The organism is Nocardia sp. NPDC057227 (assembly GCF_042669725.1).
Lineage (GTDB): Bacteria > Actinomycetota > Actinomycetes > Mycobacteriales > Mycobacteriaceae > Nocardia > Nocardia asteroides_A.
This window is the reverse complement of sequence record NZ_JBHUXA010000001.1, coordinates 208,013-233,386: the sequence shown is the minus strand read 5'-3', so window position 1 is coordinate 233,386 and position 25,374 is coordinate 208,013. Positions and strand designations below refer to the sequence as shown.

At 72.7% G+C, this 25,374-nt stretch carries 29 protein-coding genes; 11 read left to right on the top strand and 18 right to left on the bottom strand.

What is annotated here, in order from left to right; translation table 11 throughout:
- Positions 1-97: 97 nt before the first annotated feature.
- A complete protein-coding gene (locus tag ACFUJ1_RS01210) occupies positions 98-985 on the top strand; it encodes a diiron oxygenase (RefSeq protein ID WP_378641167.1) in 888 nt (295 codons plus the stop codon).
- Positions 986-995: 10 nt separating this feature from the next.
- Complete coding sequence (locus ACFUJ1_RS01205) at positions 996-2,387, top strand: FAD-dependent oxidoreductase (protein WP_378641165.1); 1,392 nt, start codon at positions 996-998, stop codon at positions 2,385-2,387.
- On the opposite strand, the gene ACFUJ1_RS01200 is transcribed toward ACFUJ1_RS01205, so the two are convergent.
- The 5 genes from ACFUJ1_RS01200 to ACFUJ1_RS01180 all read right to left on the bottom strand — a co-directional run bounded on the left by ACFUJ1_RS01200 (position 2,388) and on the right by ACFUJ1_RS01180 (position 7,144).
- Entirely contained in the window at positions 2,388-3,224 is an 837-nt protein-coding gene (locus tag ACFUJ1_RS01200) for a glycosyltransferase family 2 protein (RefSeq protein ID WP_378641163.1), read from the bottom strand.
- Positions 3,221-4,207: a hypothetical protein gene (locus tag ACFUJ1_RS01195; protein WP_378641162.1), complete on the bottom strand. Its 987-nt coding sequence runs from the start codon at positions 4,205-4,207 to the stop codon at positions 3,221-3,223. The genes ACFUJ1_RS01200 and ACFUJ1_RS01195 overlap by 4 nt, the downstream gene beginning before the upstream one ends.
- On the bottom strand, positions 4,204-5,295 hold the full coding sequence (locus tag ACFUJ1_RS01190; protein WP_378641160.1) for a glycosyltransferase: 1,092 nt from the start codon (positions 5,293-5,295) through the stop codon (positions 4,204-4,206). Before ACFUJ1_RS01190 ends, ACFUJ1_RS01195 begins: the two co-directional genes overlap by 4 nt.
- Positions 5,292-6,326 carry a glycosyltransferase gene (locus ACFUJ1_RS01185; protein WP_378641897.1) on the bottom strand — a complete coding sequence of 345 codons (1,035 nt, stop codon included), beginning with the start codon at positions 6,324-6,326 and terminating at the stop codon, positions 5,292-5,294. Before ACFUJ1_RS01185 ends, ACFUJ1_RS01190 begins: the two co-directional genes overlap by 4 nt.
- 200 nt (positions 6,327-6,526) lie before the next feature.
- Positions 6,527-7,144 carry a TetR/AcrR family transcriptional regulator gene (locus ACFUJ1_RS01180; protein WP_378641158.1) on the bottom strand — a complete coding sequence of 206 codons (618 nt, stop codon included), beginning with the start codon at positions 7,142-7,144 and terminating at the stop codon, positions 6,527-6,529.
- An 89-nt stretch (positions 7,145-7,233) separates the two neighbouring features.
- Here ACFUJ1_RS01180 and ACFUJ1_RS01175 point away from each other — a divergent pair, with 89 nt between their 5' ends.
- Together ACFUJ1_RS01175 and ACFUJ1_RS01170 are read left to right on the top strand one after the other, a co-directional pair.
- On the top strand, positions 7,234-8,166 hold the full coding sequence (locus ACFUJ1_RS01175; protein WP_378641156.1) for a metal-dependent hydrolase: 933 nt from the start codon (positions 7,234-7,236) through the stop codon (positions 8,164-8,166).
- Positions 8,163-9,311, top strand: a complete 1,149-nt coding sequence (locus ACFUJ1_RS01170) for a hypothetical protein (protein WP_378641154.1) — start codon at positions 8,163-8,165, stop codon at positions 9,309-9,311. The genes ACFUJ1_RS01175 and ACFUJ1_RS01170 overlap by 4 nt, the downstream gene beginning before the upstream one ends.
- A gap of 42 nt (positions 9,312-9,353) precedes the next feature.
- Here the strand turns inward: ACFUJ1_RS01170 and ACFUJ1_RS01165 are convergent, their stop codons facing one another.
- A complete protein-coding gene (locus ACFUJ1_RS01165; RefSeq protein ID WP_378615022.1) occupies positions 9,354-9,614 on the bottom strand; it encodes a hypothetical protein in 261 nt (86 codons plus the stop codon).
- A gap of 70 nt (positions 9,615-9,684) precedes the next feature.
- Positions 9,685-10,443 carry a helix-turn-helix domain-containing protein gene (locus ACFUJ1_RS01160; protein WP_378641152.1) on the bottom strand — a complete coding sequence of 253 codons (759 nt, stop codon included), beginning with the start codon at positions 10,441-10,443 and terminating at the stop codon, positions 9,685-9,687.
- A gap of 80 nt (positions 10,444-10,523) precedes the next feature.
- Here ACFUJ1_RS01160 and ACFUJ1_RS01155 point away from each other — a divergent pair, with 80 nt between their 5' ends.
- The gene (locus ACFUJ1_RS01155; RefSeq protein WP_378641150.1) at positions 10,524-11,102 is read left to right on the top strand and encodes a DUF2867 domain-containing protein; all 579 of its coding nucleotides are present in this window, start codon (positions 10,524-10,526) and stop codon (positions 11,100-11,102) included.
- A 4-nt stretch (positions 11,103-11,106) separates the two neighbouring features.
- On the opposite strand, the gene ACFUJ1_RS01150 is transcribed toward ACFUJ1_RS01155, so the two are convergent.
- From ACFUJ1_RS01150 to ACFUJ1_RS01140, 3 genes are read right to left on the bottom strand one after another with little or no spacing between them, the layout of a single operon-like run.
- Positions 11,107-12,402, bottom strand: coding sequence for an acyltransferase family protein (locus ACFUJ1_RS01150; protein WP_378641148.1), 1,296 nt, complete (start codon positions 12,400-12,402; stop codon positions 11,107-11,109).
- Positions 12,399-13,295, bottom strand: coding sequence for an SGNH/GDSL hydrolase family protein (locus ACFUJ1_RS01145; protein WP_378641146.1), 897 nt, complete (start codon positions 13,293-13,295; stop codon positions 12,399-12,401). The genes ACFUJ1_RS01150 and ACFUJ1_RS01145 overlap by 4 nt, the downstream gene beginning before the upstream one ends.
- A gap of 8 nt (positions 13,296-13,303) precedes the next feature.
- Complete coding sequence (locus ACFUJ1_RS01140) at positions 13,304-13,693, bottom strand: hypothetical protein (protein WP_378641144.1); 390 nt, start codon at positions 13,691-13,693, stop codon at positions 13,304-13,306.
- Positions 13,694-14,005: 312 nt separating this feature from the next.
- On the opposite strand from ACFUJ1_RS01140, the gene ACFUJ1_RS01135 reads away from it, so the two are divergent.
- The gene (locus ACFUJ1_RS01135) at positions 14,006-14,512 is read left to right on the top strand and encodes a flavin reductase family protein (RefSeq protein WP_378641142.1); all 507 of its coding nucleotides are present in this window, start codon (positions 14,006-14,008) and stop codon (positions 14,510-14,512) included.
- 380 nt (positions 14,513-14,892) lie between these two features.
- Positions 14,893-15,729 carry a SigB/SigF/SigG family RNA polymerase sigma factor gene (locus ACFUJ1_RS01130; RefSeq protein ID WP_378641140.1) on the top strand — a complete coding sequence of 279 codons (837 nt, stop codon included), beginning with the start codon at positions 14,893-14,895 and terminating at the stop codon, positions 15,727-15,729.
- Positions 15,730-15,916: 187 nt separating this feature from the next.
- Here the strand turns inward: ACFUJ1_RS01130 and ACFUJ1_RS01125 are convergent, their stop codons facing one another.
- From ACFUJ1_RS01125 to ACFUJ1_RS01115, 3 genes are all read right to left on the bottom strand, one after another.
- Positions 15,917-16,843, bottom strand: a complete 927-nt coding sequence (locus tag ACFUJ1_RS01125; protein WP_378641138.1) for a helix-turn-helix transcriptional regulator — start codon at positions 16,841-16,843, stop codon at positions 15,917-15,919.
- A 163-nt stretch (positions 16,844-17,006) separates the two neighbouring features.
- Positions 17,007-17,999, bottom strand: a complete 993-nt coding sequence (locus tag ACFUJ1_RS01120; RefSeq protein ID WP_378641136.1) for an AraC family transcriptional regulator — start codon at positions 17,997-17,999, stop codon at positions 17,007-17,009.
- 66 nt (positions 18,000-18,065) lie between these two features.
- Positions 18,066-18,335 (bottom strand): helix-turn-helix domain-containing protein, encoded by a 270-nt coding sequence (locus ACFUJ1_RS01115; protein ID WP_378641895.1) that lies wholly within the window; start codon positions 18,333-18,335, stop codon positions 18,066-18,068.
- A gap of 544 nt (positions 18,336-18,879) precedes the next feature.
- Here ACFUJ1_RS01115 and ACFUJ1_RS01110 point away from each other — a divergent pair.
- The 3 genes from ACFUJ1_RS01110 to ACFUJ1_RS01100 all read left to right on the top strand — a co-directional run bounded on the left by ACFUJ1_RS01110 (position 18,880) and on the right by ACFUJ1_RS01100 (position 20,351).
- Positions 18,880-19,167, top strand: a complete 288-nt coding sequence (locus ACFUJ1_RS01110; protein ID WP_378641134.1) for a hypothetical protein — start codon at positions 18,880-18,882, stop codon at positions 19,165-19,167.
- A gap of 148 nt (positions 19,168-19,315) precedes the next feature.
- Positions 19,316-20,029 (top strand): ANTAR domain-containing protein, encoded by a 714-nt coding sequence (locus tag ACFUJ1_RS01105; RefSeq protein WP_378641132.1) that lies wholly within the window; start codon positions 19,316-19,318, stop codon positions 20,027-20,029.
- Positions 20,030-20,147: 118 nt separating this feature from the next.
- Entirely contained in the window at positions 20,148-20,351 is a 204-nt protein-coding gene (locus ACFUJ1_RS01100) for a cold-shock protein (RefSeq protein WP_233017996.1), read from the top strand.
- Positions 20,352-20,421: 70 nt separating this feature from the next.
- Here ACFUJ1_RS01100 and ACFUJ1_RS01095 read toward each other — a convergent pair whose 3' ends face one another.
- Genes ACFUJ1_RS01095 through ACFUJ1_RS01075 form a run of 5 tightly spaced genes read right to left on the bottom strand, consistent with a single transcriptional unit; the run spans position 20,422 to position 23,915 of the window.
- Positions 20,422-20,823 carry a hypothetical protein gene (locus ACFUJ1_RS01095; protein ID WP_378641130.1) on the bottom strand — a complete coding sequence of 134 codons (402 nt, stop codon included), beginning with the start codon at positions 20,821-20,823 and terminating at the stop codon, positions 20,422-20,424.
- Positions 20,820-21,974 carry a molybdopterin-dependent oxidoreductase gene (locus ACFUJ1_RS01090; RefSeq protein WP_378641128.1) on the bottom strand — a complete coding sequence of 385 codons (1,155 nt, stop codon included), beginning with the start codon at positions 21,972-21,974 and terminating at the stop codon, positions 20,820-20,822. Before ACFUJ1_RS01090 ends, ACFUJ1_RS01095 begins: the two co-directional genes overlap by 4 nt.
- On the bottom strand, positions 21,971-22,606 hold the full coding sequence (locus ACFUJ1_RS01085) for an SAM-dependent methyltransferase (RefSeq protein ID WP_378641126.1): 636 nt from the start codon (positions 22,604-22,606) through the stop codon (positions 21,971-21,973). Before ACFUJ1_RS01085 ends, ACFUJ1_RS01090 begins: the two co-directional genes overlap by 4 nt.
- Positions 22,603-23,271, bottom strand: coding sequence for a DUF2064 domain-containing protein (locus tag ACFUJ1_RS01080; RefSeq protein WP_378641124.1), 669 nt, complete (start codon positions 23,269-23,271; stop codon positions 22,603-22,605). Before ACFUJ1_RS01080 ends, ACFUJ1_RS01085 begins: the two co-directional genes overlap by 4 nt.
- Positions 23,268-23,915, bottom strand: a complete 648-nt coding sequence (locus tag ACFUJ1_RS01075) for a glycosyltransferase family 2 protein (RefSeq protein ID WP_378641893.1) — start codon at positions 23,913-23,915, stop codon at positions 23,268-23,270. Before ACFUJ1_RS01075 ends, ACFUJ1_RS01080 begins: the two co-directional genes overlap by 4 nt.
- Before the next feature lie 127 nt (positions 23,916-24,042).
- Between ACFUJ1_RS01075 and ACFUJ1_RS01070 the strand changes: the two genes are divergently transcribed.
- Positions 24,043-25,374: a hypothetical protein gene (locus tag ACFUJ1_RS01070; RefSeq protein WP_378641122.1), complete on the top strand. Its 1,332-nt coding sequence runs from the start codon at positions 24,043-24,045 to the stop codon at positions 25,372-25,374.

Genomic DNA, 25,374 nt, shown 5'->3' with positions numbered 1-25,374 from the left:
CGGGGGACACCGCGCTGCGCCGATAGCCGTCCCCGGCGGTCCGCGCTCCGAATGTTGTGGGACCTCGGATCGATCCCGCCCGACCGAAGGAGTGACGATGACGTCTGCGGACAGCGATGCCCTGTTCGAAGATCTGCTGTCCTCGGCAGCGCGGCTGTCCTTCGACGCCCGCGACCCGGCGATCTTCGCCGACGCCAAGCACGACGACCGCTCGCACGGCATGTCGCCGCGCTGGTCGCCGCTGTACGACACGGCGGCCTGGCGGGCGCTCCCGCCGGCGCAGCAGGTGCTGCTGACCAGGGCGGAGGTGGCCCAGTACCTCGGGATCGCGATCTGGCTGGAGCTGCTGCTGCAATCGGCGCTGCTGCGCAGGCACGTCGATGCCGACCCGGCGCGCCCGGACACCCGCTTCCTGCTGCACGAGTGCGCCGACGAGAACATGCACTCGCTGATGTTCGTGAACGCGGTGGCCGGGATCGGGGCGCGCTTCCACCGCAGGGACTTCTCCTTCACCGTCTTCGGCTGGCTGTTCCGCTACGTCGCCTGGCGCGAGGCGGTCTACGGGCTGGTGCTGGCGGGCGAGGAGATCTTCGACGTCATGCAGCGGGACTGGATGGCCGATCCCGAGGTGGCCGCCGCGGTGCGCCAGACCTCCTACATCCACGTGGTGGAGGAGTCGAGGCACATGCAGTTCGCGCGGCGCAATATCCGCGACCAGCTGGCCGGGCGTTCGCGGCTGCGCCGCCGGGTCTGCGCGCTGATCATCGCGATCGGCACCCACGTGATCGGCAAGAGCCTGATCAACCGGCGGGTCTACGAGGACCTCGGGCTGGACTGGCGGTCCGTCCGGCGCGCCATCGACGGCAACGAGCACCACCGGATGATGTTCCGCCGCGCGGCCGAGCCGCTGATGGATTTCCTGAGCCGCGAAGAACTGCTCGACCGCGGCTCCCGTTGGATCTACCGGAAGTCGAACCTGCTGTGAGGGACAAGGCGTGACCCATGTGATCCTCGGCCACTGCTGCAAGGACGCCTCGTGCGTCAAGGTGTGCCCGCAGAACTGTATCCACCCCGCGCCGGGCGAGCCCGGCTTCGGGACGGCCGCGACCCTGCACATCGACCCGCGCACCTGCATCGACTGCACGGCCTGCGTCGAGGCCTGCCCGGCCTCGGCGATCAAGTCCGAGTTCGACCTGACCAGCACCGAGCTGCCGTTCGCGCGGATCAACGAGGAGTTCTTCCGTGGCCGGGCGCGCGCCCCGCGGGTGCCGGCCCCGCGGGACACCGGGCACCGGGCGCTGGCCGCTCCGCTGCGCATCGCGGTGGTCGGGGCTGGTCCGGCCGCGCTCTACACCGTGCGCGAGATCCTGCAGCGCTCCGGTTCGGCGCGGATCACGGTGTTCGAGAAACACGACGAGATCGGCGGGCTGCTGCGCCGCGGCGTCTCACACGCCGACAGCCGGGTGCGCGACATGATCGCGCTGTTCGGCAAGCCGTTCGGCGACGACCGGGTGACCGTGCTGCTCGGCACCGAGATCGGCGTCGACATCGCGGTGGACGAGCTGCGCCGGGAGTTCGACGCCGTCGTGCTCGCCTGCGGCGCGACCCGCCCGCGCACGCTCGGCCACGACAACCACCGCCGCATCCCCGGCTTCCACCACGCCATCGACATCATCGCCGCCGACAACGCCGGGCTGCCCGCCCCCGCCGGGGCCGGTGACCTCGGGCCGGTCTGCCTGGTGGTGGGGGGCGGGAATGTCGCGATGGACCTGGTCCGGCACATCGTCACCCGCGACGAGGTGAATCCGGGCGGCCGCCCGGTCGAACAGATCCTGGTGCTCTCCCGCACCGACCGGGTCGCCTTCACGCCGTCGGTCTTCCTCGAGCTGGCGCGGCTGCAGAACGTGGATCTCGTCCGCGACGGCGCCGGGCTGGCGCCGCGCGCGGCCCCGAACCCGGTGGTCCGCGATATCAGCGGGCTGCCCGCGATCGATATCGCCGAGCCGCCCGTGCGCGGCCGCACCCGGGTGGTCTTCTCCTTCGGCAGCGAGGCCACCGGGCTGGAGATCGCCGACGGGCGCAGCCTGCGGGTCTCGACCAGCGCCGGACGCACCTTCGGCGCGAACTCGGTGGTCAGCGCGGCGGGGTTCCAGGTGACGCCGATCCGCGGGGTCCCGCTCAGCGAGCGGGGGACGGTCGCGCACCGGGCGGGGCGGGTCGTCGATCCCGGGAGCGGTGCGGTGGTCGACCGGCTCTACGTCACCGGCTGGGCCAAGCGCGGCCCGGTCGGCGGGGTGGGGGACAACCGGGTGTGCGCGGCGGAGACGGTGGCGGCGCTGGCCGACGATCTGGCGGGGGTGCGCTCGGGCGAGCTCGTCCGGGTGTGATCAGTCCGTACCCGCGAGCTCGAGGCGCACGCGGGTCCAGGTGTCGCGGGCGGGGTCGTACTCGGCCAGCCCGGCGTCGGCGAAGGCTTGTAGCCAGCCGGTCATGGGCCAGCGGCCCCAGCGGCTGTGGAAGCGGGCGGCGTTGGCGAGGATGTCGGCGAGGTGCTCGATCGGCGGGTCGGAGACCGGGTGGTGCTGGTGGTAGGCGTCCGCGCCGCCCGCCCAGTGCAGCGGAACCCCGGTCGCGGCGGCCTTGGCGCCGAAGTCGGTGTCCTCGCCGCCGTAGCCGCGGTAGCCGGGGTGGAAACCGCCGACGGCACGCCAGGTGCAGGCGGTGAGGGCGAAGGACAGGGACCAGAAGAGGTCGTGGTCGCCGTCGCGCAGGACCGCGCCGGGGCCGGGGTCGGGGCGGACCGGGTGCGGGGCGCGCCGGGCGGCGAGCCGCTCGAGGTCGTAGCCGCCCGGCGGGGGCGGGGGCAGGTAGGTGACCGGCCCGCACCACAGCGCCTGCTCGCCGGAGGCGGCCAGTTCGCGGTAGCGGGCGAGCAAGTCCGGGCCGGGGACGCAGTCGACATCGAGGAAGACGAGCAGCTCGGCGCCTGCTGCCAGCGCGGCCTTCGCGCCGAGATTGCGGGCCGCGGCGAGGGGAAGCGGAGCGGCGCAGTCGAATTCGACCACGTGCGCCGGGTGGTCGGCGAGTGCGGCGGTGACGGCCGGATCGCCGAGCGCCACCACGACGTGGATGTCGGGGCGCAGGGTGCCGAGTTCGATGCCGCGCAGCTGATTGCGCAGGTGCGGCAGCCGTCCGCCGCACAGGGTGATGACCGCGGTTCTCACGAGGCCCGCCGTTCGCGTCGGCCGGTGAGCTCCTCGATCGCGGCCGCGGCCCTGGCGGCGGCGCCGGTCGTGCGCCACCCGGCCCAGCGGCCGGGCTCGAGCTCCGCCGCGCGATCGAGCAGGTCCGGCCACTCCTCGGGGGCGGGCCACCGATCGGCGACCACCGCGAGTCCGGCGGCGTCGATGGCGGCGGCGGTGGCGTGCTGCTCGCCGAACGGGCGCGCGGCGGGGATCAGCACCGCGCGCGCCCCGGCAGCGGCGATGTCGGCGACCGCGCCCTGCCCGCAGTGCGCGACCACGACCCCGGCCCCGCACAGCAGCGGCCACGGATCGTCCACCCAGGAGCCGGGGCCGAGGTGGCGCCAGCGTCGATCCCCGTGCCGCACGGCCAGATCCGACACGGTCTCGGCGGCGAAGTCCGCGCCGCCTGCTCCGGCCAGCACCAGGACATCGGGAGCCTGCGGATCCGGTACGCGCGGCCGCCCGGCGAAACGGCTGATGCCGCCGACGAAGCGGACGTCGTCGGCGCGCAGGTAGGGCGGGTCGTTCAGTTCGCGCGGCCAGGCCGCGATGACCCGGTCGGCGATGCGGTGCACCAGCCGGTGCGGGTCGTCCACGCGCTCGCCCGGAAGCACCATGGTCGCCACCGGGACCCCGTGCAGCCGCGCCAGCAGCGCGACCTCCACCGAGACGTCGACGACCATCGCCGACGGCCGCACCGCCGCGATCCACGCCGCGATCGCCGCCATCCGATCGGCGAGCCCCCGGTCACCGCGCGGCACCCAGTGCAGCGCGCCGCCGGCGTCGGTGCCGACCGGGTCGGTGCCGCTGTCGTCGCGGGGCAGGAGCACGGTGTCGGCGAAGCCGGTGCCCGGGTCGGGCAGGGAGGTCAGCACGGTCACCGGCGCGCCGAGTTCGGCGGCGATGGCGCGGGCCCGGTGCAGGTGGCCGGAGCCGTGGTGGTGCACGTAATAGCCGATCACGCCGCCACCTCGGCGTGGCGGCCGATCAACTGCTCGTAGCTGCGCAGATATGCCTCGATCATCCCGGATTGGGCGCAGTGCGTCTCCGCGCGCTGCCTGACACCCGCACGTGGCAGTGCGGCAGCTCGGTCGACGGCGGCCGCCATGGCAGCAATGTCGCCGGGCGCGACCAGGACGCCCGAGCCCGAATCGAGGATCTCCGGAATCCCGCCGCGCGCGAAGGCGACCACGGGCGTCCCGCAGGCCAGCGCCTCGGCCACGACCAGCCCGTACGGCTCGTCCCAGCAGGGGGTGACCAGCGCGGCCGCGCTCGAGCCGACCAGCTCGGCCAGCTCCACCTGGTGCAGATGCCCGTGGTAGACGACCTCCGGCCCCAGCCGCGGCGCGACCGCCCGCGCGAAGTAGCCGCCGTCGCTCACGGGCCCGGCCAGGTGCAGCCTGCGCCCGGCCGCCGCGGCGGCTTCGATCGCCAGGTGCGTGCCCTTCTCCGGGGTGATCCGCCCGGTCCACACCAGATCGGCGCCGCCGGGCCCGACCGGCCAGCGCCCGCCGTCGACCCCGTTGCCGATCACCGCGATCTCCCCGAGCAGCGGCCGCCACGACCGCGCGGTGTGCGCGCTCACCGCGGCGAACGCCGACCCGCCCGCCCCGGCGACCGCGACCGCGGACTCCAGCCACGGCGTCGGCGGGGTGTGCAGGGTGGTCAGCATCGGTACCGTCACACCAGCGGCCATCGCCACCGGCAGGTAGTGCAGGCTGTGGTTGTGCACCACGTCGAAATCCGTTGCGCCCGTGCGCTGCAGTCGCAGCATGAGGCTGAGGTAGGCGTGGTGGTCGACCAGGAACTCGATCGGCGCGGACGAGGGGTCGGCGGCGGCGAGCGGGCTCGGGGTGAAGGCCGGTTCGGTGACCGTCGCCGCCTCGAGGGCGGGGTCGCTGCCCGCGGCGGCGAACAGGGTCACCGCGTGGCCGCGGGTGCGCAGTGCGCGGGCCAGGTGCCACACGTGCGCCTCCAGCCCGCCCGCGAAGGGCTGGGCGATCGGGTGCCTGCTGGAGGCGATGAGCGCGACCCGCAGCCCCGCGGTCACGACAGCGCCTGCTCGTAGAGGCGGCGGTGCGCCGTGGCCAGTGCGCGGCGCTCGCTGTGCCTGCGCGGCCAGGTCGCGCGCGGCAGCGGCCTGGCGTTCGCCTCGAGCACCGCGCGCCGCAGCGCGGCGGCGTCCAGGCCGTTCTCGCCGAATCCGTAGCTGTAGCAGGGGCGTTGGTCGCGGTAGTGGCCGCAGTCCGGGGCGATCACCGCGGTGCCGAGGTCGTAGCAGGCCTCCAGCCAGCCCGAGTGCGTGCCGAAGCGGTAGGGCAGCACCGACGCCGACAGCGACGACAGGTACCGCCACAGCTGGGCGTCGGAGAAGTACTCGTGCACCTCCACCTGCACCTGCGGGCGGCGCTGGAAGTCGAGCACCGCCGCACCGGTGCGCGGGTTGTACCAGTGGTTGTCCGGGTCGAACAGCTCGTCGTGCAGGTTGATCCGCAGCACCGCATCGGGGATCTCGGTGATCACCCCGGCCAGCGTCTCCAGCACCGGCAGCGGATCCATGTTGGCGCGCAGGCTCTTCACGTGCACCCCGACGCTGAACTGCGGCGCGGGCGGGCGCTCGGCGCGCACCAGGTCGGGCTCGACCACGTGCGGGTGCGGCAGCACGTGCGCGCGCCGCCCCCAGCGCCGTTCGATCTCGCGTGCGGCGCCGGGCGTCAGGGTGGTGAGGACGTCGGCGGCCTCGATCAGGATGTCGAGCTGGGCGTGGTGGTCGCCGGGGTCGGGGTGGTGCGGGTTGCGCAGGTCGTGCACGGTGTAGACCAGCGGCTTGCCGTGCGCGCGCAGCCGGTCGACGACCTCGCGCAGCACCGCGGGCTCGATGGCGTCGAAGCCGAAATGGACGTGCATGAGGTCGAATTCGGTGTGGTTCTCGTCGATCCAGGCCGGGTCGAGCATGAGCGGGGGCCACCAGCCGCCCGGCACCGTCCGCCCGTCCGCCGGCGGCGGGTCGGGCAGGCGGAGGACGCCGTCGGGTTCGTCGGGGTCGGCCAGGTGCCGCACGTACACGTGCGACGCGGGCACCGACGCCACCCGGATCGTCGCAGGCACTCCGGGCCGCCGCGGCGGCGCCAGCACGGCTTCGGTCACCGCTGCCCGCCAGGAATTCGCACCATGCCGGTTCGCCCTTTCGCCGTGATCACAGAGACGGACGGCATCTACCCCCGGTCCGGACCGGCAAACTCTCCGCAGCAGTGATAACGGCCCTGCCCGAGATCGAGGTGCTACTTCGATCCGACCTTCGACTGTGCGGCGACAGCCGAACCCATCCAGCGCCGCAGGTAACCGCGCAACTCCGCCTCGCCGCGCGGCGGATTCCCGGGGGAGACGAAGAACGACTGCATGGTCCGCAGCACGTACTCGACGAGTTCGTGCAGCGCCTCCTCGTCGTACCCGTGCCGCGCCCAGTCCACGTCGAACCGCCGGATCATGGTCATGCCGAAGGTCCGCGCCTGCTCGGAGGTGAGGCTGTCGGGGTCGCGCCCGGAGTAGGAGCTGGAGAGCAGCAGCCCCAGGTGCGGAGTGCGGCGCACCTCGACGAGGGTGAAGAGCACGGCCTCGGTCATCGCCTCGGCCGGGTCGTCGAGCCCGGCGACGTGCGCGGTCAGCCGGTCCAGGAAGCCGTCGACGGAGGCGATCGCGGCGGCGGTCATCAGCGCCTCGGCGGTGGGGAAGTAGCGGTACACGGTCTGCCGGATCACGCCGAGCACCTCGGCGACCTGGGCGATGCTGATCGCCGCTCCGGTCGCGCCGATCAGCTCGACGGCGGCGGCGACGATGCGGCGCTGCGCTTCCTCGTCGTCGGCCGGCGGACTGCCGCCCCATCCGCGTCTGCGCGCCACCGGTCGGACACTACCAGCGCGAAAGCAATCATACAGTCGCTTGCTTTTGTGTATGGTGACGCAAACAGCCCTGACCCGTGAGGCGAGGTATGACCCAGTTACAGCCGCGGAAGATGGATTTCGGTTTCGAATCCGCCGACGTCCCCTTCTGCTGGAATCCGCAGAACCCGGCCTGGTCGAGCATGTCCAATGCCGTCTCGTTCCTGGCGGTCGGCTTCGAGAAGATGATCGTGAAGCTGATCATGCAGCTCAAGCCGGTGCTCACCGACCCGGAGGTCGCGGCCGAGGCGGTGGCGTTCATGCGGCAGGAGGGGCACCACTCCACCGCGCACCGCCAGCACGTCAAGGCGCTGATCAAGCAGTACCCGGGGCTGCAGAACACCCTGGACGCGGTGATCGGTGAGTTCGACCTGCTCACCGAGGCCACCTCCACCGACTACCGGCTCGCCTACACCGCCGACCTGGAGGCCACCTTCACCCCGGTCTTCAAGCTCATGCTCGACCACGAGGCGACCCTGTTCCGCCCCGGCGACGACCGCGTCGCCTCGCTGTTCCTCTGGCACTTCGTCGAGGAGGTCGAGCACCGCAGCTCCGCGCTGATCCTGTTCAACGCGCTGGTCGGGAACGAGCTCTACCGGATGCGGATGGCGCCGTCGATCTTCGCGCACGTCATGAAGGTGATCCGGATCGCCTGCGCCGGGTTCAACCAGCACGTTCCGCTCGCGCAGCGGAAGGTCGACTCGCTGTCGATGTTCGCCACCCACCGCTTCAAGCAGCGGGTGCTCGGCTCGGTCGCGCCCTATCTGACCAAGGGCCCCATGCCGCGCGCCTTCGACGGGCTGCCGCGCAGGGAGCAGCTCACCGCGCTGGCCGGGGTGTTCCGCAGCCAGATGCCCGGCCACGACCCGGGGGAGGAGACACTGCCCGAGCTGGCGGGGGAGTGGTTCGCCCGCTACGACGCCGGCTACGACTGCACCCGCTGGTACACCGCGGACACCGAGCAGCTGGTGGTGAACGGATGAGCTCCCCCTGTGCCCCCACCTTCGCCGAACTCGCTACGCGGCTCGGCTTCTCGTGCGACGAGGCGGGCGGGCTCGTCGAGTTCCGCAACCCGGCCGCGCTGGAGAACTGGACGCTGCCGGTCCTCGAGCTGACCATCGTGCTCGGCTCGGTCCTCGCCCTGGTCTACGCGATCCTGCGGCTGCGCAGGCACGGCGACCCGACCAACCTGGTGCTCTGGTTCGGCGCGACGGCCTACCTGTTCGTGATCGAGCCGCCGCTGTACTTCCCGGCGGCGTTCGGCATCGAAGAGCACGTCGACACCATGTTCGCGCACAACGTGTTCACCGTCGATTTCCTGTGGGGGCGGCTGCCGCTCTACATCGTCGCGATCTATCCGCTGATGGCAACGCTCGCCTTCGAGATCGTCCGGATGCTCGGGGTGTTCCGCCGGTACGGGGTGCTGCTCGGCGCGGTCTGCGTCGGCTTCGTGCACCACGCCTTCTACGAGATCTTCGACCACATCGGCCCGCAGCTGCGCTGGTGGGAGTGGTCGCTGGCCAACCCGATCAACCAGCCGTTCTTCGACGCGGTTCCGCTGCCGAGCGTGGTCGTCTTCGCCGCGCTGTGGCCCATGTCGCTGGCGCTGTGCGTGCAGTTCTTCGTCGGCCGTCACGTGGACGCCGGGACGACGTTCACCGGAGTGCAGCTGGTGTGGCGGACGGTGGTGATCGGGCTGCTCGCCTCGATCGGCACCTTCGTGCTTCCGTTGCCCGCCACGGTGATCGGCATCGGCAGCGACACCGTGCGCGGTGTCGTGTACGCGGGGGAGCTGGCCGTGCTGTCGGTGGTGGCGGTGGCGCTGCTGTGGAAGCGGTGGTCGGCGCTGCGCGCCGGGACCTCCGATGTGCGCGGGGACCGCAATCGCTTCGTGCAGGTGTACGCGATCGTCTACCTGGTGGTGCTGGCCGTGCTGTGGGTGGCCGCGCTGCCGGACTACTTCGGCGCGGTGGACGGGGTGACCGACAATGGCGACCCCGTCGGGAGTCTCTGGTACACCGTGGGGTGCTTCGTGATCGCGATCGCCAGTGTGCTGGCCACCTTCACGATTCCGCGGGCGTCAGCGGTCGAAGCGGCCGAGCCGGCCGCGGAGCCCGCCGCGGCCTGAACCCGGTGATGCGGCCGGGGTCCCGGCCGCATCACCGATGGTTCAGACGGCGTTGCTCCAGCCCTCCGGGTCGGCGTCGTCGCCCTCGTAGCGGTCGCCGCGCAGCTCCACGGAGCTGTCCGGTTCGATGCAGGCGGTGACGTCGGCCGGGTCGAGCACGGCGACGTGCAGTTCCAGCTCCACGTCGGTCTCCCTGGCGAGGGTGAAGCCGACCAGCTCGCCGACCACCTCGGATTCGTCACGCCGCAGCCGGACCGCGGCGCCCAGGTCGGTGTACTGCAGATGCGCTGCTTTCTTGATCATGCTGCCCATCGGTAATGAATACCCGGTATCAGGGCGGTCAACATGACACCTGATTGAAGACCGGCGGCGATTACTTCTCTGCCTCGCGCGCGCCCAGGCCGGTAGCGCCACCGAGCACCGCGGCCATCCGGCCCGGAGTCACCCCGCCCATCGCGACCGTCGTCCGCACCAGATGCGCTTGATCCGCGAACCCGGTACGCGCCGCGATCTCCGCGGCGGGCCGGAGCGGAAACTGCAGTACGGCCTCGCGCAGCCGATGCCAGCGCCGCAGTGCTGTCAGCGAACCGCCGAGCGTCGCGGCAGCGAGCTGCCGCAACCGCCGCGGTGACAGCCCGACGCGGACGGCCGCATCGTCCACGCTCGATCCCTCGTCCAGCAACCGCAGCACCCGCCGCAATCGGGGATCCGGGGCGGGGGCGGCGATCGCGAGCCGGTCGAGCGCCGCGCCCAGCCGCTCCGGATCGAGGTCACGTCCGGTTGCGGTGACCACTCCGCGGACCTGGTTCCGGTCGAGTGCGTGGACCCGTGGGACGCCGCCCACCGCGACCAGGTAGGGATCGACCCACAGCGAGAGGAACCCCGCCGGATAGCGGATCGCGCGCTCGAGACCCGGTGGAATCAGAACGCCGGGCGCGGTGGTGGTGACGAGGCGCCCGTCCGTCACCGAGACCGGGTCGTCGGTGGAGAGCACGAGCTGCCAGGCCGGATGCCGGTAGGAGTTCGGAGCGGCGGCGGCGTCGAGGGAGATGCAGGCGAACTCGGCGCACACCGCGACGAAGGCGGTGCTGCCGTTCCGTTCAAGACGCCACGACCGCGGCTCCTCGATCATCACTCCATGCTCGCACTCGACACACCCCCGCTTCCAGCCCCGGTGATCCGCACCACGAAACCCGTCCGGGCGGGCCGACGATGAGAATCAGGCGATCGGAGTACCGCGCCCAGCCGTGGCGAATCCATGCCATAGCCCCGGATTTCACCGTCGAGGACGTGTGGCAACTGCCGACGCCCGGCGGCCGGGACGACCTGGCCCGCCTGGTAAGGCAATTCGCGTCGGACGGGAAGGAACAGCGAACCTCCGCCGCGTATCGAACACTGTTCGCGATCCGCTGGCGACTCGGGGCGCTGCTGCACTGGGACGATCCGGACACCGGAATCGGCGTCCGGGTACCGACCCTGCGCGATCGGCTGCCCGCCGACCTGCTGGCCGGGCCCCGCGGCCCCGACCTCACCGCCGTCCCCTTCACCTCGGTGTACGAGACCGACACCGAGTGGGTGGCGGAGATGGCGAACCGAACCGTGCACGCCGCGATGCACATCGGCTGGGTCCCGGACGCTTCCGGGACCGGCTACCACGGTCAGATGGCGGTGCTGGTCAAACCCAACGGCCTCTTCGGCAGGCTCTACATGGCCGCCATCCTCCCGTTCCGCTACACCCTCGTCTACCCGGCCCTGCTGCGCTCGATCGGACGCGGCTGGGTCAGCGGGTAGCCGGTCAGGTTCGCCGCGCCGCCGGTTCGTCCTCGAGTTCGACCTCGCTGCGCGCCGAAACACTCACCGGTGTCTCGGGTTCCGATTCGGTGCGCTGATCGGGGACGGGCGCGGACCGTCCCGCGAACCGGTTCATGATCGGCAGATCGACCCAGTGGTAGAGCGCGGCCGCGGCCGCCGTCGACAGCGCGAACACCAGCACGGCGAACCCGGCCCACCCGAGGAACCCGAATTGCCTCCCCCCGATCAGGAACCGGGTGACCAGCACCATCACCGGGAACTGGATCAGATAGAACGCGTACGAGATATTGCCGAGCCACACCATGCGCGGGTGCGCGTTGAGCCCGCGGATCCCGCGCAGATCCCGGACCGCGAGCGTCGCCACCACCGCCGCCGTCGGCGCGATCAGCAGCGCCGACATCTTGAAGTCGACCGGAACCACCCAGGTCGCGGCGTAGGCGAGCACCAGCGCCAGTACCGGCGGCGCGAGCCGGGTGTTGCGCCAGCGCCCCTCGATCACCATGCGGGCGGCCAGCACGCCGAGGTAGAACTCCGGGAGCCGGGCGGGCGGGAAGGTGTAGCCGAGCCAGTACGACGGCGACACCGGGATGTCGGGCTGGGCGAACCAGGCGGGGGAGGCGTGCAGCTCGTAGTACGGCGAGGTGTCGCCGGGCACGAGCCGGGGCGCGAAGGCGTTGCCGATCCCCTTCGGGCCTGGCACCCACAGGTAGAAGGCGGCGTGCAGCGCGAGCACGCCCAGCACCAGGATCGTGGCCGCGAGCAGCAGCCGCCGGGTCGGGATGCGCAGCACCAGCGGAACCAGCAGCGGGAAGCTGAGGTAGAACAGCATCTCCGAGGCGAGTGACCAGGCGGGCACGTTCAGCCCGCCGACCGTGCTCCACTTCGGCACCCACGCGTGCACGAGCAGCAGGTTCGGCAGCCACACCACCAGCCGCTGCAGCGGCACCGCCGCGACCAGCACGAACGCCGCCGCCGCCACCAGGTGCGTCGGGTAGATCTTCAGCACCCGGCGCCGGTAGAACAACCGCACCGACATGCCGGGCCGGAACGCCCAGTAGATGATGAAGCCCGACAGCACGAAGAAGAACGTGACCCCGGCCGCCCCCAGCTGCATCGGCATCCACTGGTGCAGCTGCCGGAACAGTTCGGACTTCTGGAACGGGTACACCGGCAGGAACACCAGCGCGTGCAGGGTGAACACCGCGAAGGCCGCCCACCAGCGCGCCCCGGTGAGCGACGGCAGCGCGGGCCGCCGCTCCGCGACGACCTCGGTGGTCACCGCAGGTACCCGTCGTACAGCGCGGTCGCGACGACGGAGTCCCCGCGCGCGGACGGGTGCAGCGGCAGCCCGGCGATATCGGTGCGCCAGTCGAAGAACCCGTTGATCCACGGCTCGGCCGAGCACAGCCCGTGCCCTGCGGTCAGCGCGCGGGTGTCCAGGAACTCCAGCCCGAGCAGCTGGGCGGCCTCGCGCTGGGCGCGGTCCATCCGGTCGAAGTAGTCCACTACCGCCTTGGCGCGCGGCTGGATGAACGGCGCGACGCCGAGAATGCTGACGCAGGCCGTCTCCGTTCCCGCTGCCAGCACCTCCGGGTAGCCCATGATCACGACCCGGGCCGCGGGGGCGTAGTAGCGGATGTAGGTGACCGCGGCGCGGATCCGCTCGGCGTAGACGGGGCCGGTGACCCCGTTCAGGTCCGGGTAGCGGCCCTGCTCGACGGCGTCCAGGTCGCAGCCGCGGACCAGGTCGAAGACGCACTGCTGCAGCCCGTACCAGAGGGTCTGCGTGGACTCGCCCCAGCGGTCGTCGAGGCCGAGTTGCAGGGTCACCAGCTTCGTCGCGGGGCCGAGCGCGCCTTCGCGATCGGCCTGCAGCACCTCGTGGGCGAGGGTGAATCCGGGGCCGCTGTCGATGGTCGCGCCCGAGCAGGACGGGTTCGCCACCTGGCCCGGCTCCAGCAGCGCGCCCAGCTGGGCGGGCCACGCGGTCGCGCCCCGCACACAGACGTCGCCGAGGGTGAGCGGATCCCAGCCGTTGGCGGTGTAGGAATCGCCGAGGACGATGACCTGCTTGCCCTGCGGCGCCGGCTCCACCTGGGCGGCGGCCGTTCCCATCGCCGACGCGGCGGCCAGCGCGGCCGCCGCGCACAGGGCGCTGACGACGGATCTCATCGTGGCCCTCAGTAGCCCGCGCGCGGCTCGAAGCCGGGCGCGTCCAGGGTGGGCGGTGCGGCGGGCGCGGGCTGCGGGGCAGGCTGCGGTGCGGCCGTCTGCGGGGCAGGCTTCGGCGCGACCGGCGGCGGGGCAGGCGCCGGGACGACCGGCTCCGGCTCCGCGGGGCCCGGTTCCGGTGCGGGCGGGGCTTCGGCCGGTGCGGGCGCGGCGCTGCTCGGCGCCGGGTCGGCGGCGGGCGCCGGAGTAGCGGGGGCCGGGGCGACGGTGCTGGTGGCGGGCGCTTTCGGCGGCTCGGTCGAGTCGTCGCCACAGGCCGTCGCGCTCAGGAGGAGGAGTCCGGCGATCAGCGCGCCTGCCGCGCGGAGAAGGTGCTTACCCGAGGTGCGAATCGTCATGGGCCTCTCGAATCCAGATGTGAACTACGTGTGGTTCACTTTCGGCGCAGCGTACAGCCGCCTCGAGTGCATAGTGCCCGAATCGGGCGAAACATGATCTTCGTTCCGCGCCGAATGTGCTCGGTGACAATGGGCCGCCGGTGCGCTCGGGGTGGTGTCACGGTTCCTCCGGGGAGCGCCTGCCACGAGCGGGGTGCTGAACTCCCCGGCGGGGCCCGGCGCCACCGCAACCCGCCTTGACGCGCTCTCGATCGACGTGTCCGGCACCCGCCGGGGCAGTGTGGGTGGCGGCCGCGGGGGAATCCGGGTCCCATGTCGGAGAACGCTCATGACGCCGAGTCGGATTGCGCAGCGGTGCTCGCCGCCGCGGACTACCCGGTCTTCGTCGTCACCACCCGCGCCGGTGCCGAGCGCAGCGGCTGCCTGGTCGGCTTCACCGCCCAGGTCAGCATCGATCCCCTGCGCTTCCTGGTGGGAATATCGAAGTCGAACCACACCTTCGGGGTGGCCGAGCGCGCCGAGCGGCTGGTGGTGCATCTGCTCCCGCACGACCGGCCTGCCCTCGCCGAGCTGTTCGGCGCCGAGACCGGCGACGAGATCGACAAGTTCGGGCGCTGTGCGTGGCGGCCGGGTCCGGGCGGGCTGCCGGTCCTGACCGACGCGGCCGGGTGGTTCAGCGGCCCGATTCTCGAGCGCCACGACTACGGGGACCACGTCGGCATGCTGCTCGCCCCGGATGTGGGGTCGGCGCCGGCGTCCGGGGTCGCGGTTCTGCGGATGGCCGATGTCGATCACCTCGCGCCCGGCCACCGGGCCTGAGGCGAATCGTTCGGAGAAGTAGCAGTGCTGCAACACGTTTGGCTCGGGACGGATCGGCTAGACCCTGGGTGACACCGCGGGCGCCCGCATCCCCGACCTTCCGATCCGGGCCCCGAGGTGTGCGGTCCTCACCGGGGATGCCGCCATGGCGGTGGCGGCCCCCGCGGAGTGAGGGCTCGACCGAACCCCTGCCCGGGCGTGCGAAATGCCGGTGCCGATCGGAGTGAATCGACTCGGCGCGAAAGCTTTTCACTCCCGGGCAGGGCAGGGAGACGACGGGTGCGGCTTCCGCGCCGCGGCGGTGGCGTTTGCGCTTCGAATCTCCGGGTATCACCGATAGAACATCTGTTCGTATTGCCTGCCGGAAGGTACCCCACCCTGTGACGAGTTCGAGAACCTCGACCACCTACGCCGAATTCGCCCGCCGCTCCGGCGCGGGTAAAGACGACTACGAGAACCTCGAGCCCCGTTTCGCCGAACTGGCGGCCCTCGATCCCGCCGATCCGGCGCGGGCGCGGCTGCGGGACGACATCATCACCACCGCGCTTCCCCTGGCCGAGCACATCGCGATGCGCTTCGGCGGGCGCGGGGAGAACATCGACGACCTGGTCCAGGTCGCGATGGTCGGGCTCGTCCAGGCAGTCGACCGGTTCGACCACGCGCACGGCAGCCCCTTCCTCGGGTTCGCGATCCCGACGGTGATGGGGGAGGTGCGCCGCCATTTCCGCGACAAGATGTGGGCGGTGCGGGTACCCCGGGCGGTCAAGGAACTCCAGCAACGCCTCGCCCCGGCGATCGAGTCGCTGTCGCAGCAGTTGAACCGGATGCCGACCGCGCGCGAGATCGCCGCCGAGCTCGGCGTTGAGCTGGTCGAGGTCACCCGGGCGCTGATCGCCCGCAACGCTTACCAGAGCGAATCGGTCGATGCCGGACGCCGGAGCGAGGACGGCGACGGTAGCGGCTCGGTACTCGACGATCTCGTTGCCCCCGACCCCGGCTACACCCTGCTCGAGGATGCGATCACGGTCGGTCCGCTGCTGGCCGCGCTCCCGGAGCGCGACCGGCAGGTGCTGGTGTGGCGCTACTCGGACAACCTGACCCAGAACGAGATCGCCGCCCGGATCGGGGTCTCCCAGATGCAGGTCTCCCGCATCCTGACCCGGGTGCTCGCCCAGCTCCGCGCACAGGCGATGGCCGAGACGGTCGCGGCTGCCTGACAGCCGTCCGCGCCGGGGGTGCGTTTGCCGGTGGCCCGGATCGGGCACCTCGCCGGTGCGGAGTCCGGCCCCCGCCCGAACGACCCTGGGAGCCGGGAACCGCAGGTGCCGCCGGAGGTGCGTCGAGGCAACGGACACCGTTCCGGTGGCACCGCCGTCGGCCGAACATTCGCTTCCCGGGTGGTGGTCAGTTCTGCAGGGTCTCGGCGGGGCTGTGGCCGTACTCGTGGCGGTAGGAGATGGCGAAGCGCCCGGAGTGGGTGAAGCCCCAGTACTGGGAGATCGAGGTGACGGTCTGGTGGTCGCCGGAGCCGGCACGCTGCAGCTGATCGTGGGCGCCTGCCAGGCGGATCCGCTTCAGATAGCCCAGCGGGGTGGTGCCGAGGTGCGCGCGGAAGGCCAGCTGCACCGCGCGCGGGGTCACGAACGCCGCCGCGGCGACCCGGCCGATCGTGATGTTCTCGTGGGCGTGGGCCTCCAGGAAGGCGATGGCACGCTGGACGGTCTCCGAATCCGCGGCGCCGCCGTCGCCGTCCCATTCGAGGTGGTCGCCGGCCGGGAACGCCTCGGTGACCGAGGCGGCCACGTACTGGGCCAGGCTCGCGGTCACGAGGGGGGACCCGAGGACATCGGCTTCGGCCGCGGCGCGCACGTGGTCGAGTAGCGCGGCCAGGCGGACCCCGGCCGCCGGGTCGAGATGGCGGGTGCCGATCCGCCAGGGCGCGTCGGCACCGTGCGGGCCGGTGTCGCGGGGCAGGAACCGCGGATCGACGGAGAGGATGTCGTAGCCGGTGGCGCGCAGGCCGTCGTTCCCCCGTTCGCCGAGCCCGGCGAGCTGCCCGGGGGCGATCGCGGTCGTGCGCCCGGCGGCGTCGGTGCGCTCGACCGCGCCGCGTCGCACCGCGCACACCCACCAGGTACCGAGCGGGTCGACCGTCCACGACATGGTCGAGCCGAAGCCGAGCCGGTCCAGCCGCACCGCGGGGCCGAGCTGGATCCGCCGGACCGAGGTCGGATTCTCCCGCGAGCCCGCGGCGGTGCCGAACCGCGCGGTCGCGTAGGCCCTGGCCATGAAATCGGCGATCACGCCGACGTCGGTGCTGGCGAACGGCATACGTGCGGGCTCCCTCCGGGCCGCATTCGATTCCCGTCACCTCGCTGCCCTGCGGGGGCAGCCACGGGCGTTGTGATCAGCATCGTCCACTCTCCTCCCTCCTGTCCGAAAACGAAACCCGGGTGCACCCCGTGCGCTACGCCCCGAGTGGTCGCCGCCGCGGTCAGGAGTGCAGGGTCCGCGCGGGGGTCTCGCCGTAGCGCTGCCGGTAGTAGCCGGCGAACCGTCCGGAGCTGGGGAAGCCCCAGCGGGCGGCGATCGCGGTCACGGTGTCGCCCGCGGCGGGGTCTGCGGTGCGCAAGTCGCGGTGGGCCGCTTCCAGCCGGACCTCGCGGTGGTAGCCGAGCGGGGTGGTGCCGTGGTGGGTGCGGAAGGCGTACTGCAGGGCCCGCGGAGTCACACCGGCGATCCGGGCGAGTTCGGTGACGGTGATGGGCAGGTGCGGGTGGGCGTGCAGGTGCTCCACCGCGCGGGCGAGCGCCGCCGGGGAGGTCGTGCCGGGGCCGGGCCGGTAGATCTGGGTCATTCCGGTGTGCGGGAACACCGCGAGCAGCACGGTGGCGAGCATGGCACCGGTCTGTTCGGCGAGGACCGGGTGGGCGAGCGCGGGGTCCGAGGCCGAGAGCAGGTCGCGGTGAACCTGGTGGGTCAGCGAGTTCCAGTAGCGGTCGAGGGCGGGGTTCAGCGGAGTGAACCCGGTGAAGCGCAGTTCGCCGGGGTGCAGACCGTAGTGGGTGGCGGCGGCGTCATCGATCCGGGTCATCGGGATCCGCAGGATCAGCATCTCCATCGCGAAGGCCTGGAATGTCTGCGTGGTGTGGGCGGGGACGAGGACGGTGTCACCGGCGCGCCCGCGCACCCGGGTGCTGCCGTGGTCGTAGTCGTACTCGAACCGCCCGGCCGTGAAGGTCTCGACCACGACGTGATCGCCGATCGGGTCCGTGTCGGCGCCGAAACCGGTCGTCGCGTGCAGCCGTGCCGAGTGCAGGCCGGGGACAGCGCCGCTCTCGATACTGAAGACGTCGTCGGCGTCGATCGGATCGATCCGGCTGCGGGTGTCGACGTACATGGCGGTGAGCATCTGCTCGATCAGCTCCGCCTCGCCCGTGGCGAAGCGCTGCCGCTGCAGCGGAGCATCGTCGCTGGTGCTGGTCATGATCTCCTCGACTCCTCGCTCCGGATGGGTGCGCTCCGAGCACGGTCCTCGTCGACGGCAGGCCGGTCAGCCGCCGGACTCGGCCTCCGGGCCGGACAGCTCGGCATTGCGTTCGTGGGCACGGGCGAGCTGGTCCTCGAGGGAGATGATCCGGCTGGCCGCCTCCAGCGCGGTGCCCCTGTCGACGAGCTCGCGGGCGCGGGCGGCGATCCGCAGCTGGGCGCGGGAGTAGCGGCGGTGCCCACCGTCGGAGCGCTGCGGCTCGACCAGGCCGGTGGCGCCGAGGGCGCGCAGAAAAGCGGGCGTGACGCCGAGGATCTCCGCGGCGCGGCCCATGCTGTAGGCGGGATAGTCGTTGTCGTCGAGACGCCCGGCGGCGATATCGGAGCCGGATTCTTCGAATGCGGGTTCGGGCACAGTGCCTTTCGGGTGGGTCGGCGCGCACGCCAGGGGCCCCGGCGCCATTGGCGCCGGGGCCCGGAAGAGTTACGAGGGCAATTCCGACATCATCACTCGGCCGATGCGGCCGGTGCCCGGAATCTGGCGGGCGTGTGAAGTCGGGTCGAGTTGTTCAGTAGGCCACCTCCCGGGATCGGTTGACATGTCTGCGGTACTGCGTCCCCGCCCCCCGGCGGTCCGGCCTGCTGCACCGGATTCTCTTCTCCGCCGGGGAGGGGCGAGGGTTCTGCTCTCCGGGCAGTTCACCTGCCCGGCTACCAGTCCTTCTGTTCTCGACGAGAGAGACGTTAGTAGCTTCTCGGCAGAATGTCTACACCCGAGAGGGCAGGTTTTGCCCGCGGGATCGGTGGCATACCGAGTGGGTCTCATACCCTGGGTTTCGGGGCCGGGAGCGGCGTCCGGGGCGGTAGCGGAACGGGGGGTGGTCGTGGACAGCGACGATCTGGAAGCCGAACTCGCCGATGCGATCACGCGACTGGCCGGGCTCGGGCCCGCGCCCACCCGCGCCGCGGTTCAGGTGCTGCGCGAGCGGGTCGGGGTGCTGTACGGCAGGCTGTCGCGCACCGTGCCCGACGGACCCCGCAACGATCGGCTGCACGCCGCCCTGCGCGAAGCCGAAGAGCTGCTGGTCCACGCCGCTGAGCGCGCGGACCGCGCGGTCACCGTCGCGCACATCGTCGCCGCCCGCCGCCGGGCCGCGCCGCGCTGAACCCCTCCCGCGACCCGCCGAGGTGTCGTGCGATGTCGCAGACCTCTCACCAGACAGAATTCCCCGGTGAGGTCGATCGGCGGGACGAAACGGGTATGCCTCGATTGCAGCGGCCGGGGCCGCACGTTCGGACCGAGAGCGAGAGGGCATGGGCGGCACACAGCAGACGGAGTCGCGCGATGGGATCGACACCGCGGGCGCGGTGGCGCCGGTGTGTGTCGGCCGGTTCGGTTACCGCCCGGACGAGCGCACCATGTGGTGGGCCAGGCAGACCGCGCCGCGCTCGGCGGCTGCCGATGCCGGGGACGGGCAGCTGGGCGTTGAGCTGCTGCTGGCGCAGGTCCACCCACTGGACCGGGCGGCGCTGGCCGAGGCGCTCGCCGGTGACCGGCGGTTCTGCCTACGGGTGCGGCTGCTCGACGCCGCCGGGGCCGAGCGCACGCTGATCCTGTTCGCCGACCGGGCGGGCGGCGCGGACGAGCCGGGTTCGCAGGTCGAGGGGTTCTACATCGACCTCACCGACGAACTCGCCGTCCAGCACAAGGCGCTCCTGGACGAGGCGCTGCCGCGCATGGTGGAGACCGGCGCGGCGGTCGAGCAGGCCGTCGGCATGCTGCGGCTGGTCTACGGTGTCACCGCGGAGAAGGCCGGGGAGCTCCTGGCCTGGCGCGCGGAGGTGACCGGACTGCCGGTGGGGGAGTTCGCCGCGCGGCTGTGCGCCGTGGTCTCCGGGGAGGGCGCCGCGGCGTCGGCGGAGGTGCGGTCGCGAGTCGACGATCTGCTGCTGACCCTGCATGAGCGCATCGGTGCCGACCGGGGTCCGCACTCTCCGGCCGAGACGGCACGGGCGCCGTCCGCGTAGCCGGCATGTGTGCGGTGGCTCACGTTCGAAGCACCGATGGCCCGGGTGTGACATCCTTGAGAAGAGTACGAGTTGTCGCAGTGACGGTTCGGCTTGCTACAGAAAGCAATACAAAGTAATGACGCAAGGCAGTGTGAAGTGGTTCAACGGCGAAAAGGGCTTCGGCTTCATCGCGCAAGACGGTGGCGGCCCTGACGTGTTCGTGCACTACTCCGCGATCTCCGGATCCGGATTCAAGTCCCTCGATGAGGGCCAGCGTGTCGAGTTCGACGTCGAGCAGGGCCAGAAGGGCCCGCAGGCCGCGAGCGTCCGCGCCGTCTGACAATCGTCTGACCCGAAACCCGCGCCGACGGCGCGGGTTTCGTGCGTTCTCGGGCCCTCCCGACACGCCGTCATCGGCCGCGGCGCAGGACCAGCACGGCGCCGACCAGCGCCCACACCACCACCAGCGTGACCCCGAGCCCGAGCGGGTAGGCCCGGTCGAGCACCGAGGGGTTGTCCGGCACGGCGCCGCCGCGCCCGAGCACCGGCAGCGCTAGCAGCGCCAGGGTGACGGTGCACAGCGCACCGCAGGCGGCCGGCGCCCACCAGCGGGCGGGTAGTATTCGGCGCGCACCGAGCCCGGCGGCGGCGCAGAGCGGCGCGAAAACCGCGTCGTGCAGCAGGATTCCGAGGCCGAACCACCAGGCGACCGAGATCAGCTCCGGCCGGGCCAGGTCGAGCAGCGCGGCGATGCCGTACCAGCCGATGGCGATCCCGGCGGCGAGCAGCGCGGCGCGGAGGGCGAGCATCATGCGAGCACCTCGATCCGGGCCAGCCATTTGGTCTGGAGCACGCCGGGCCGGTTCGGGGCGATGAGCCGGCACGGGTAGCCGTGGTCGAGATCGAGCCGCTGCCCGTTGATCGTCAGCGCGACCAGGGTGTCGGCGGCGGCGACGTGGACGGCGGGCAGGATCGAGGTGCGGTAGATCCCCGACTCCTCCAGCGACTCGAAGCGCACCGCCCCGCCGCGGTAGCCGACGCTCTCGAGGAGGTCGCGCAGCCGGACCCCGGACCACTCCGCCGAGGCCGACCAGCCCTCCACGCAGGCGATCGGCAGCCGCGCTGAGGTCTGCGGCAGCGCGGCCAGCTCGTCGGCGCCGAACTCGCGGCGGCGTTCACCCGCGGCCACGATCAGGCGGTAGGCGGGATCGCCGGCCCGGTCGACGACCCCGGCGGCGACGGCGGTGCGGTTGACCGGAACCCCCTGCGGTCCCTCGCCGCTGCGCGGCGCCAGCACCGCGAGCCACCGCAGGAACGGGACCGACTGGCCGGCCACCGCCAGCCCGGCGACGGCGGCGGCGATCCAGCCCGCGTTCAGCACCGCGCGCCGGGAGATCCCGGAGCTGGGCGGGGAGTTCACCGGGCGGTCGAGGGCGGCACGGATCACCGGGAGCTTCACCGCCAGGTGCACGGCCAGCGCGCCGAGCGCCACGTAGGCCATGGCGTAGTGCGCGGGCGGGAAGAAGAACTTCCACGGGTAGAACTGGGCGATGTTGGCCACCCCGGTGGCCAGCTGGAAGATCACCGACCCGACCAGCAGCGCGATCGAGCCGCGCTCGGCGAGTACCAGCGGCGAGAGCTTGGGCCGCTGGAACAGCCGGGGGTAGACCGCCCACAGCTTCACCAGCAGCAGCGGGATCGCCGCGACCCCCGCGATCACGTGCAGGCCCTGGGTGACCCGATACAGCCACACGGGGTGCGCGGGCCAGTAGAACCAGTCCGGCGGATGCTGGATCCAGTGGCTGAGCAGCCCGGTCAGGAAGCACACCAGGATGGCGACCCCGAGCGGTATGCCTGCGCGGGCGGCGATCTCCGCGCCGCGCGCCGGACTCGCCGGTTCGTCGGCGGGGTGCTCGTCCGGCTGCGGCGGCTGCGGCAACTCGTCGCGAGTCCGGCCGCTCATGCCGATACCGCCCGGCGGGCGCGGTCGAGCCACGCGATGTGGCGCCCGTGCACCTCGGCGGTGGCGCGCACCCGGAACCCGGTGGCGGCGGCGAGCTGCCCGGCGTGCTCGATGCCGACCCGGGTCCACGGGAACCACGGCCCCGCGACGGCGTCGGTCTCCACGCGTTGCAGCAGCCGCACCATCCCGGTGCCCGGCGGGTCGAACTCGACCACGGCCACCCCGTCGGCGGCGAGCAGGGCGCGGGTGCGGACGAGCAGCCGTCGCGGGTCGGCGCCGATGCCGATATTGCCGTCGGCCAGCAGCGCGTAGGACCAGCGGCCTGCGCCCGGCAGCGGGCCCAACACGTCGCGCAGCAGCGCGGGCGCGCCGCGGGCCCTGGTCAGCGCGACGGCCAGCGGGGAGACGTCGACGCCGAGCGCGACGACGCCGCGGCGCAGCAGCGCGGCCACCAGCCGCCCCGGCCCGCACCCCAGGTCGATGGTCGGTCCGTCGCAGCCCGCGGTGAAGGCGGTGTCGGCGGGTTCGGCGGCGCCGAGCCAGCGCCGGGCCGGGACGTCGCGCCTCGTCCCGTCCGCGGCGCGAACCCAGCAGTCGTGACCGGCGAGGGCCCGGTCGAAGGTCTCGGTCATCGGGACACCGGGGTGAGCCGGTGCACGGCCGCGGCGAAGCGGCCACCGGCGAAGGCGGCGACCCGCAGCGCGTCGTCGAAGTCGTCCACGTCGGAGTGCGTGGCCAGCGAGCGAACCGGAATCCCGCAGCGGCGCAGCGCGTCCCGGGTGAGCAGCCCGGTCCGCGCGGTGGACATCGGCACCGCGGCCAGGGCGCGCGCGGGTTGCGGGGTCGGCAGCCCGAGCGCCCACCAGCCGCCGTCGGTGGCCGGGCCGAGCACCGCCTCGCCGGTGCCGGCGAGCTCGGTCGCGGCCGCGGTCAACTCGGCGGCGGAGAGCTGCGGGGTGTCCATACCGATCTGCAGCACCGGAAACCCGGCGCGGGCGGCGTCGGCGTGCGCGTTGGCCAGCCGTTCGCCGAAGGTCCGGCCGCGCTGGGGCAGCACCTCGAAGCGGGCGAGCAGCGCGCGCACCTCGGCGCCGCGCTCGGCGGCGGCCGGATCGCCGGTGAACGCGACGACCCGGTGCTCGACCTCGGCGGCGAGCACCGCCTCCAGGGTGTCGAGCAGCGCGGCGGCGGCCAGGTCGGCGGCCTCGCGCGGGGTGAGCGGCGGGCTCAGCCTGGTCTTGGCGAACCCGGCGACCGGCGCCTTGGCGATGACGAGAAGGGTTGCCGGACAGGTCATGACAGCACCGCCAGGAAGTCACGGGTGGCGCGCGCCGAGCCGCGCAGGGAGCCGGAGACCTTGGAGACGCCGCCGGCGCGGGGCCGGTAGCCGATGTCGAACTCGACGATCCGCCAGCCCGCCGCCGCGGCCCGCACCAGCAGCTCGAGCGGGTAGCCGAAGCGCGGGTGCAGCGGGCCGAGCGCCAGCAGCGCGTCGCGGCGCGCCACCCGCATGGCGCCGATGTCGTGCACCGGCACGCCGCGGCGCCGCAGGCGGGCCGCGATCACCCGGTTGCCGAGCCGGGCGTGCCAGGGCCAGCAGCCGCGCTGCACCGGCCTGCGCCGCCCGACCGCGAGGTCGGCGCCCGCGGTCACCGCGCCGACCAGTTCGGGGAGCTCGCCGGGGTCCATGGAGCCGTCGCCGTCGAGCACGGCGACCACCCCGGTCGCCGCGGCGGCGATCCCGGCCTGCACGGCGGCGCCGTAGCCTGGAGTCGGTTCGGAGATCACCCGCGCCCCCGCGGCGCGGGCGACGGCGGCGGTCCCGTCGGTCGAGCCGTTGTCGACCACGAGGACGCGGTAGCCGCCGGGAACGGCGGCGAGTACTTTCGGCAACGCTTCAGCTTCATCGCGGCACGGGATGACGACGGTCACGCCGTCCATGCGTTCGGTCACCATGTCGACGCTATGCCCCGGACCATCGAAATCAGGCCATGGAATCCGTGACGAAAGTCTGACGTCCGCTCCGAACACCGGTAACTCCGGGCCTCCCGGCCCTAGGGTCAGTGCCGTGCCCCGCCTCTCCGAGACCGCGCGCGAGCCGCGCCTCGCCCGTGCCGACCTGCTCGCGGCCGGGGCGGGGTTGGCCCTGGTCGCCCTGGCATTCGCGGTCCCGCGAATAGCCAGCGAACAGTGGCGGCTCTCGCTCTACGCCGCCGCCGCACCGATCTTCGGTAGTTTCGTCCCGCACATCGGCTGGGGCACGGTCCCCGCGATCGCGCTCGCCGCCGCGGTGATCACCACCGGCCCCGCGCTGGCCGCCCGGCTCTCCCTGCCCCGGCTGCTGACCCTGAGCTATCTCACCGCGCTGGGGTGGGCCCTGGCCCTCGCGCTGGTCGACGGCTGGGAACGCGGATTCGCCGGACGCTTCGCCGACGTCAACGAGTATCCGCACGAGGTGCCCGGCGTCACCGATATCGGCGCCGTGCTGCGCGGGTTCTCCGGGCGCATCCTCGACTTCCAGCCCGACTCCTGGACCACGCACGTCTCCGGGCACCCGCCGGGCGCGCTGCTGTTCTTCGTGCTGCTCGACCGGGCCGGGCTCGGCGGGCCGGTGTGGGCGGCGTGGGCGTGCGTGCTGATCGGCTGCACCGCGGTGCCCGCGGTGGCGGTGGCGCTGACCGCGCTCGGGGCGGCGGAGCGGGCGCGCGCGGCACTGCCGTTCCTGGTGCTCGCCCCGGCCGCGCTGTGGATCGCGGTCTCGGCCGACGCCGTGTTCGCCGCGGTCGCCGCCTGGGCGGTCGCGCTGCTCGCGATCGCGACCCGGTCCGGCCGGACCCCGGTCGCGCTGGGCGCCGGGCTGCTGTTCGGGCTGGCGATCTTCCTCAACTACGGGCTGGTCCTGATGGCGATCCCGGCCGTCGCGGTGCTGATCGCCGGGCGCACCGCCCGCCCGCTGCTGCCCGCGCTGGCCGGCGCGCTGGCCGTGGTCGCGGCCTTCGCGCTGGCCGGATTCTGGTGGCTGGACGGCTATCACCTGGTGGTCGAGCGCTACTACCAGGGCATCGCCGCCACGCGGCCGTTCGGCTACTGGTGGTGGGGCAATCTCGCCGCGACGGTGTGCGCGGTCGGCCTGGCCACCGTGGCCGCGCTGCCGCGGGTGGCGGCGCGGCTGCGGGCCGCCGACCCGGCCGCGATCCTGGTGGTGGCCGGGCTCTGCGCGGTACTCGCCGCCGACATCAGCGGGCTCAGCAAGGCCGAGACCGAACGGATCTGGCTACCCTTCGACGTGTGGCTGCTGGCCGCTCCCGCGTTCCTGCCGCGCGCCGCGGACCGGATCTGGCTTACCGTGCAGGCGGCGGGCACCCTGCTGCTCGTCCACCTCGTTCTGACGAATTGGTGA

What these genes read in the sequence shown, in the direction of transcription:
- ACFUJ1_RS01075 (WP_378641893.1), bottom strand. Translation starts at nt 23,915, where the DNA reads ATGGACGGCGTGACCGTCGTCATCCCGTGCCGCGATGAAGCTGAAGCG.
- ACFUJ1_RS01170 (WP_378641154.1), top strand. Translation starts at nt 8,163, where the DNA reads ATGAGCTCCCCCTGTGCCCCCACCTTCGCCGAACTCGCTACGCGGCTC.
- ACFUJ1_RS01080 (WP_378641124.1), bottom strand. Translation starts at nt 23,271, where the DNA reads ATGACCTGTCCGGCAACCCTTCTCGTCATCGCCAAGGCGCCGGTCGCC.
- ACFUJ1_RS01090 (WP_378641128.1), bottom strand. Translation starts at nt 21,974, where the DNA reads ATGAGCGGCCGGACTCGCGACGAGTTGCCGCAGCCGCCGCAGCCGGAC.
- ACFUJ1_RS01175 (WP_378641156.1), top strand. Translation starts at nt 7,234, where the DNA reads ATGACCCAGTTACAGCCGCGGAAGATGGATTTCGGTTTCGAATCCGCC.
- ACFUJ1_RS01105 (WP_378641132.1), top strand. Translation starts at nt 19,316, where the DNA reads ATGGGCGGCACACAGCAGACGGAGTCGCGCGATGGGATCGACACCGCG.
- ACFUJ1_RS01085 (WP_378641126.1), bottom strand. Translation starts at nt 22,606, where the DNA reads ATGACCGAGACCTTCGACCGGGCCCTCGCCGGTCACGACTGCTGGGTT.
- ACFUJ1_RS01160 (WP_378641152.1), bottom strand. Translation starts at nt 10,443, where the DNA reads ATGATCGAGGAGCCGCGGTCGTGGCGTCTTGAACGGAACGGCAGCACC.
- ACFUJ1_RS01165 (WP_378615022.1), bottom strand. Translation starts at nt 9,614, where the DNA reads ATGATCAAGAAAGCAGCGCATCTGCAGTACACCGACCTGGGCGCCGCG.
- ACFUJ1_RS01100 (WP_233017996.1), top strand. Translation starts at nt 20,148, where the DNA reads ATGACGCAAGGCAGTGTGAAGTGGTTCAACGGCGAAAAGGGCTTCGGC.
- ACFUJ1_RS01120 (WP_378641136.1), bottom strand. Translation starts at nt 17,999, where the DNA reads ATGACCAGCACCAGCGACGATGCTCCGCTGCAGCGGCAGCGCTTCGCC.
- ACFUJ1_RS01135 (WP_378641142.1), top strand. Translation starts at nt 14,006, where the DNA reads ATGTCGGAGAACGCTCATGACGCCGAGTCGGATTGCGCAGCGGTGCTC.
- ACFUJ1_RS01095 (WP_378641130.1), bottom strand. Translation starts at nt 20,823, where the DNA reads ATGATGCTCGCCCTCCGCGCCGCGCTGCTCGCCGCCGGGATCGCCATC.
- ACFUJ1_RS01115 (WP_378641895.1), bottom strand. Translation starts at nt 18,335, where the DNA reads ATGGGCCGCGCCGCGGAGATCCTCGGCGTCACGCCCGCTTTTCTGCGC.
- ACFUJ1_RS01125 (WP_378641138.1), bottom strand. Translation starts at nt 16,843, where the DNA reads ATGCCGTTCGCCAGCACCGACGTCGGCGTGATCGCCGATTTCATGGCC.
- ACFUJ1_RS01155 (WP_378641150.1), top strand. Translation starts at nt 10,524, where the DNA reads ATGAGAATCAGGCGATCGGAGTACCGCGCCCAGCCGTGGCGAATCCAT.
- ACFUJ1_RS01210 (WP_378641167.1), top strand. Translation starts at nt 98, where the DNA reads ATGACGTCTGCGGACAGCGATGCCCTGTTCGAAGATCTGCTGTCCTCG.
- ACFUJ1_RS01145 (WP_378641146.1), bottom strand. Translation starts at nt 13,295, where the DNA reads ATGAGATCCGTCGTCAGCGCCCTGTGCGCGGCGGCCGCGCTGGCCGCC.
- ACFUJ1_RS01140 (WP_378641144.1), bottom strand. Translation starts at nt 13,693, where the DNA reads ATGACGATTCGCACCTCGGGTAAGCACCTTCTCCGCGCGGCAGGCGCG.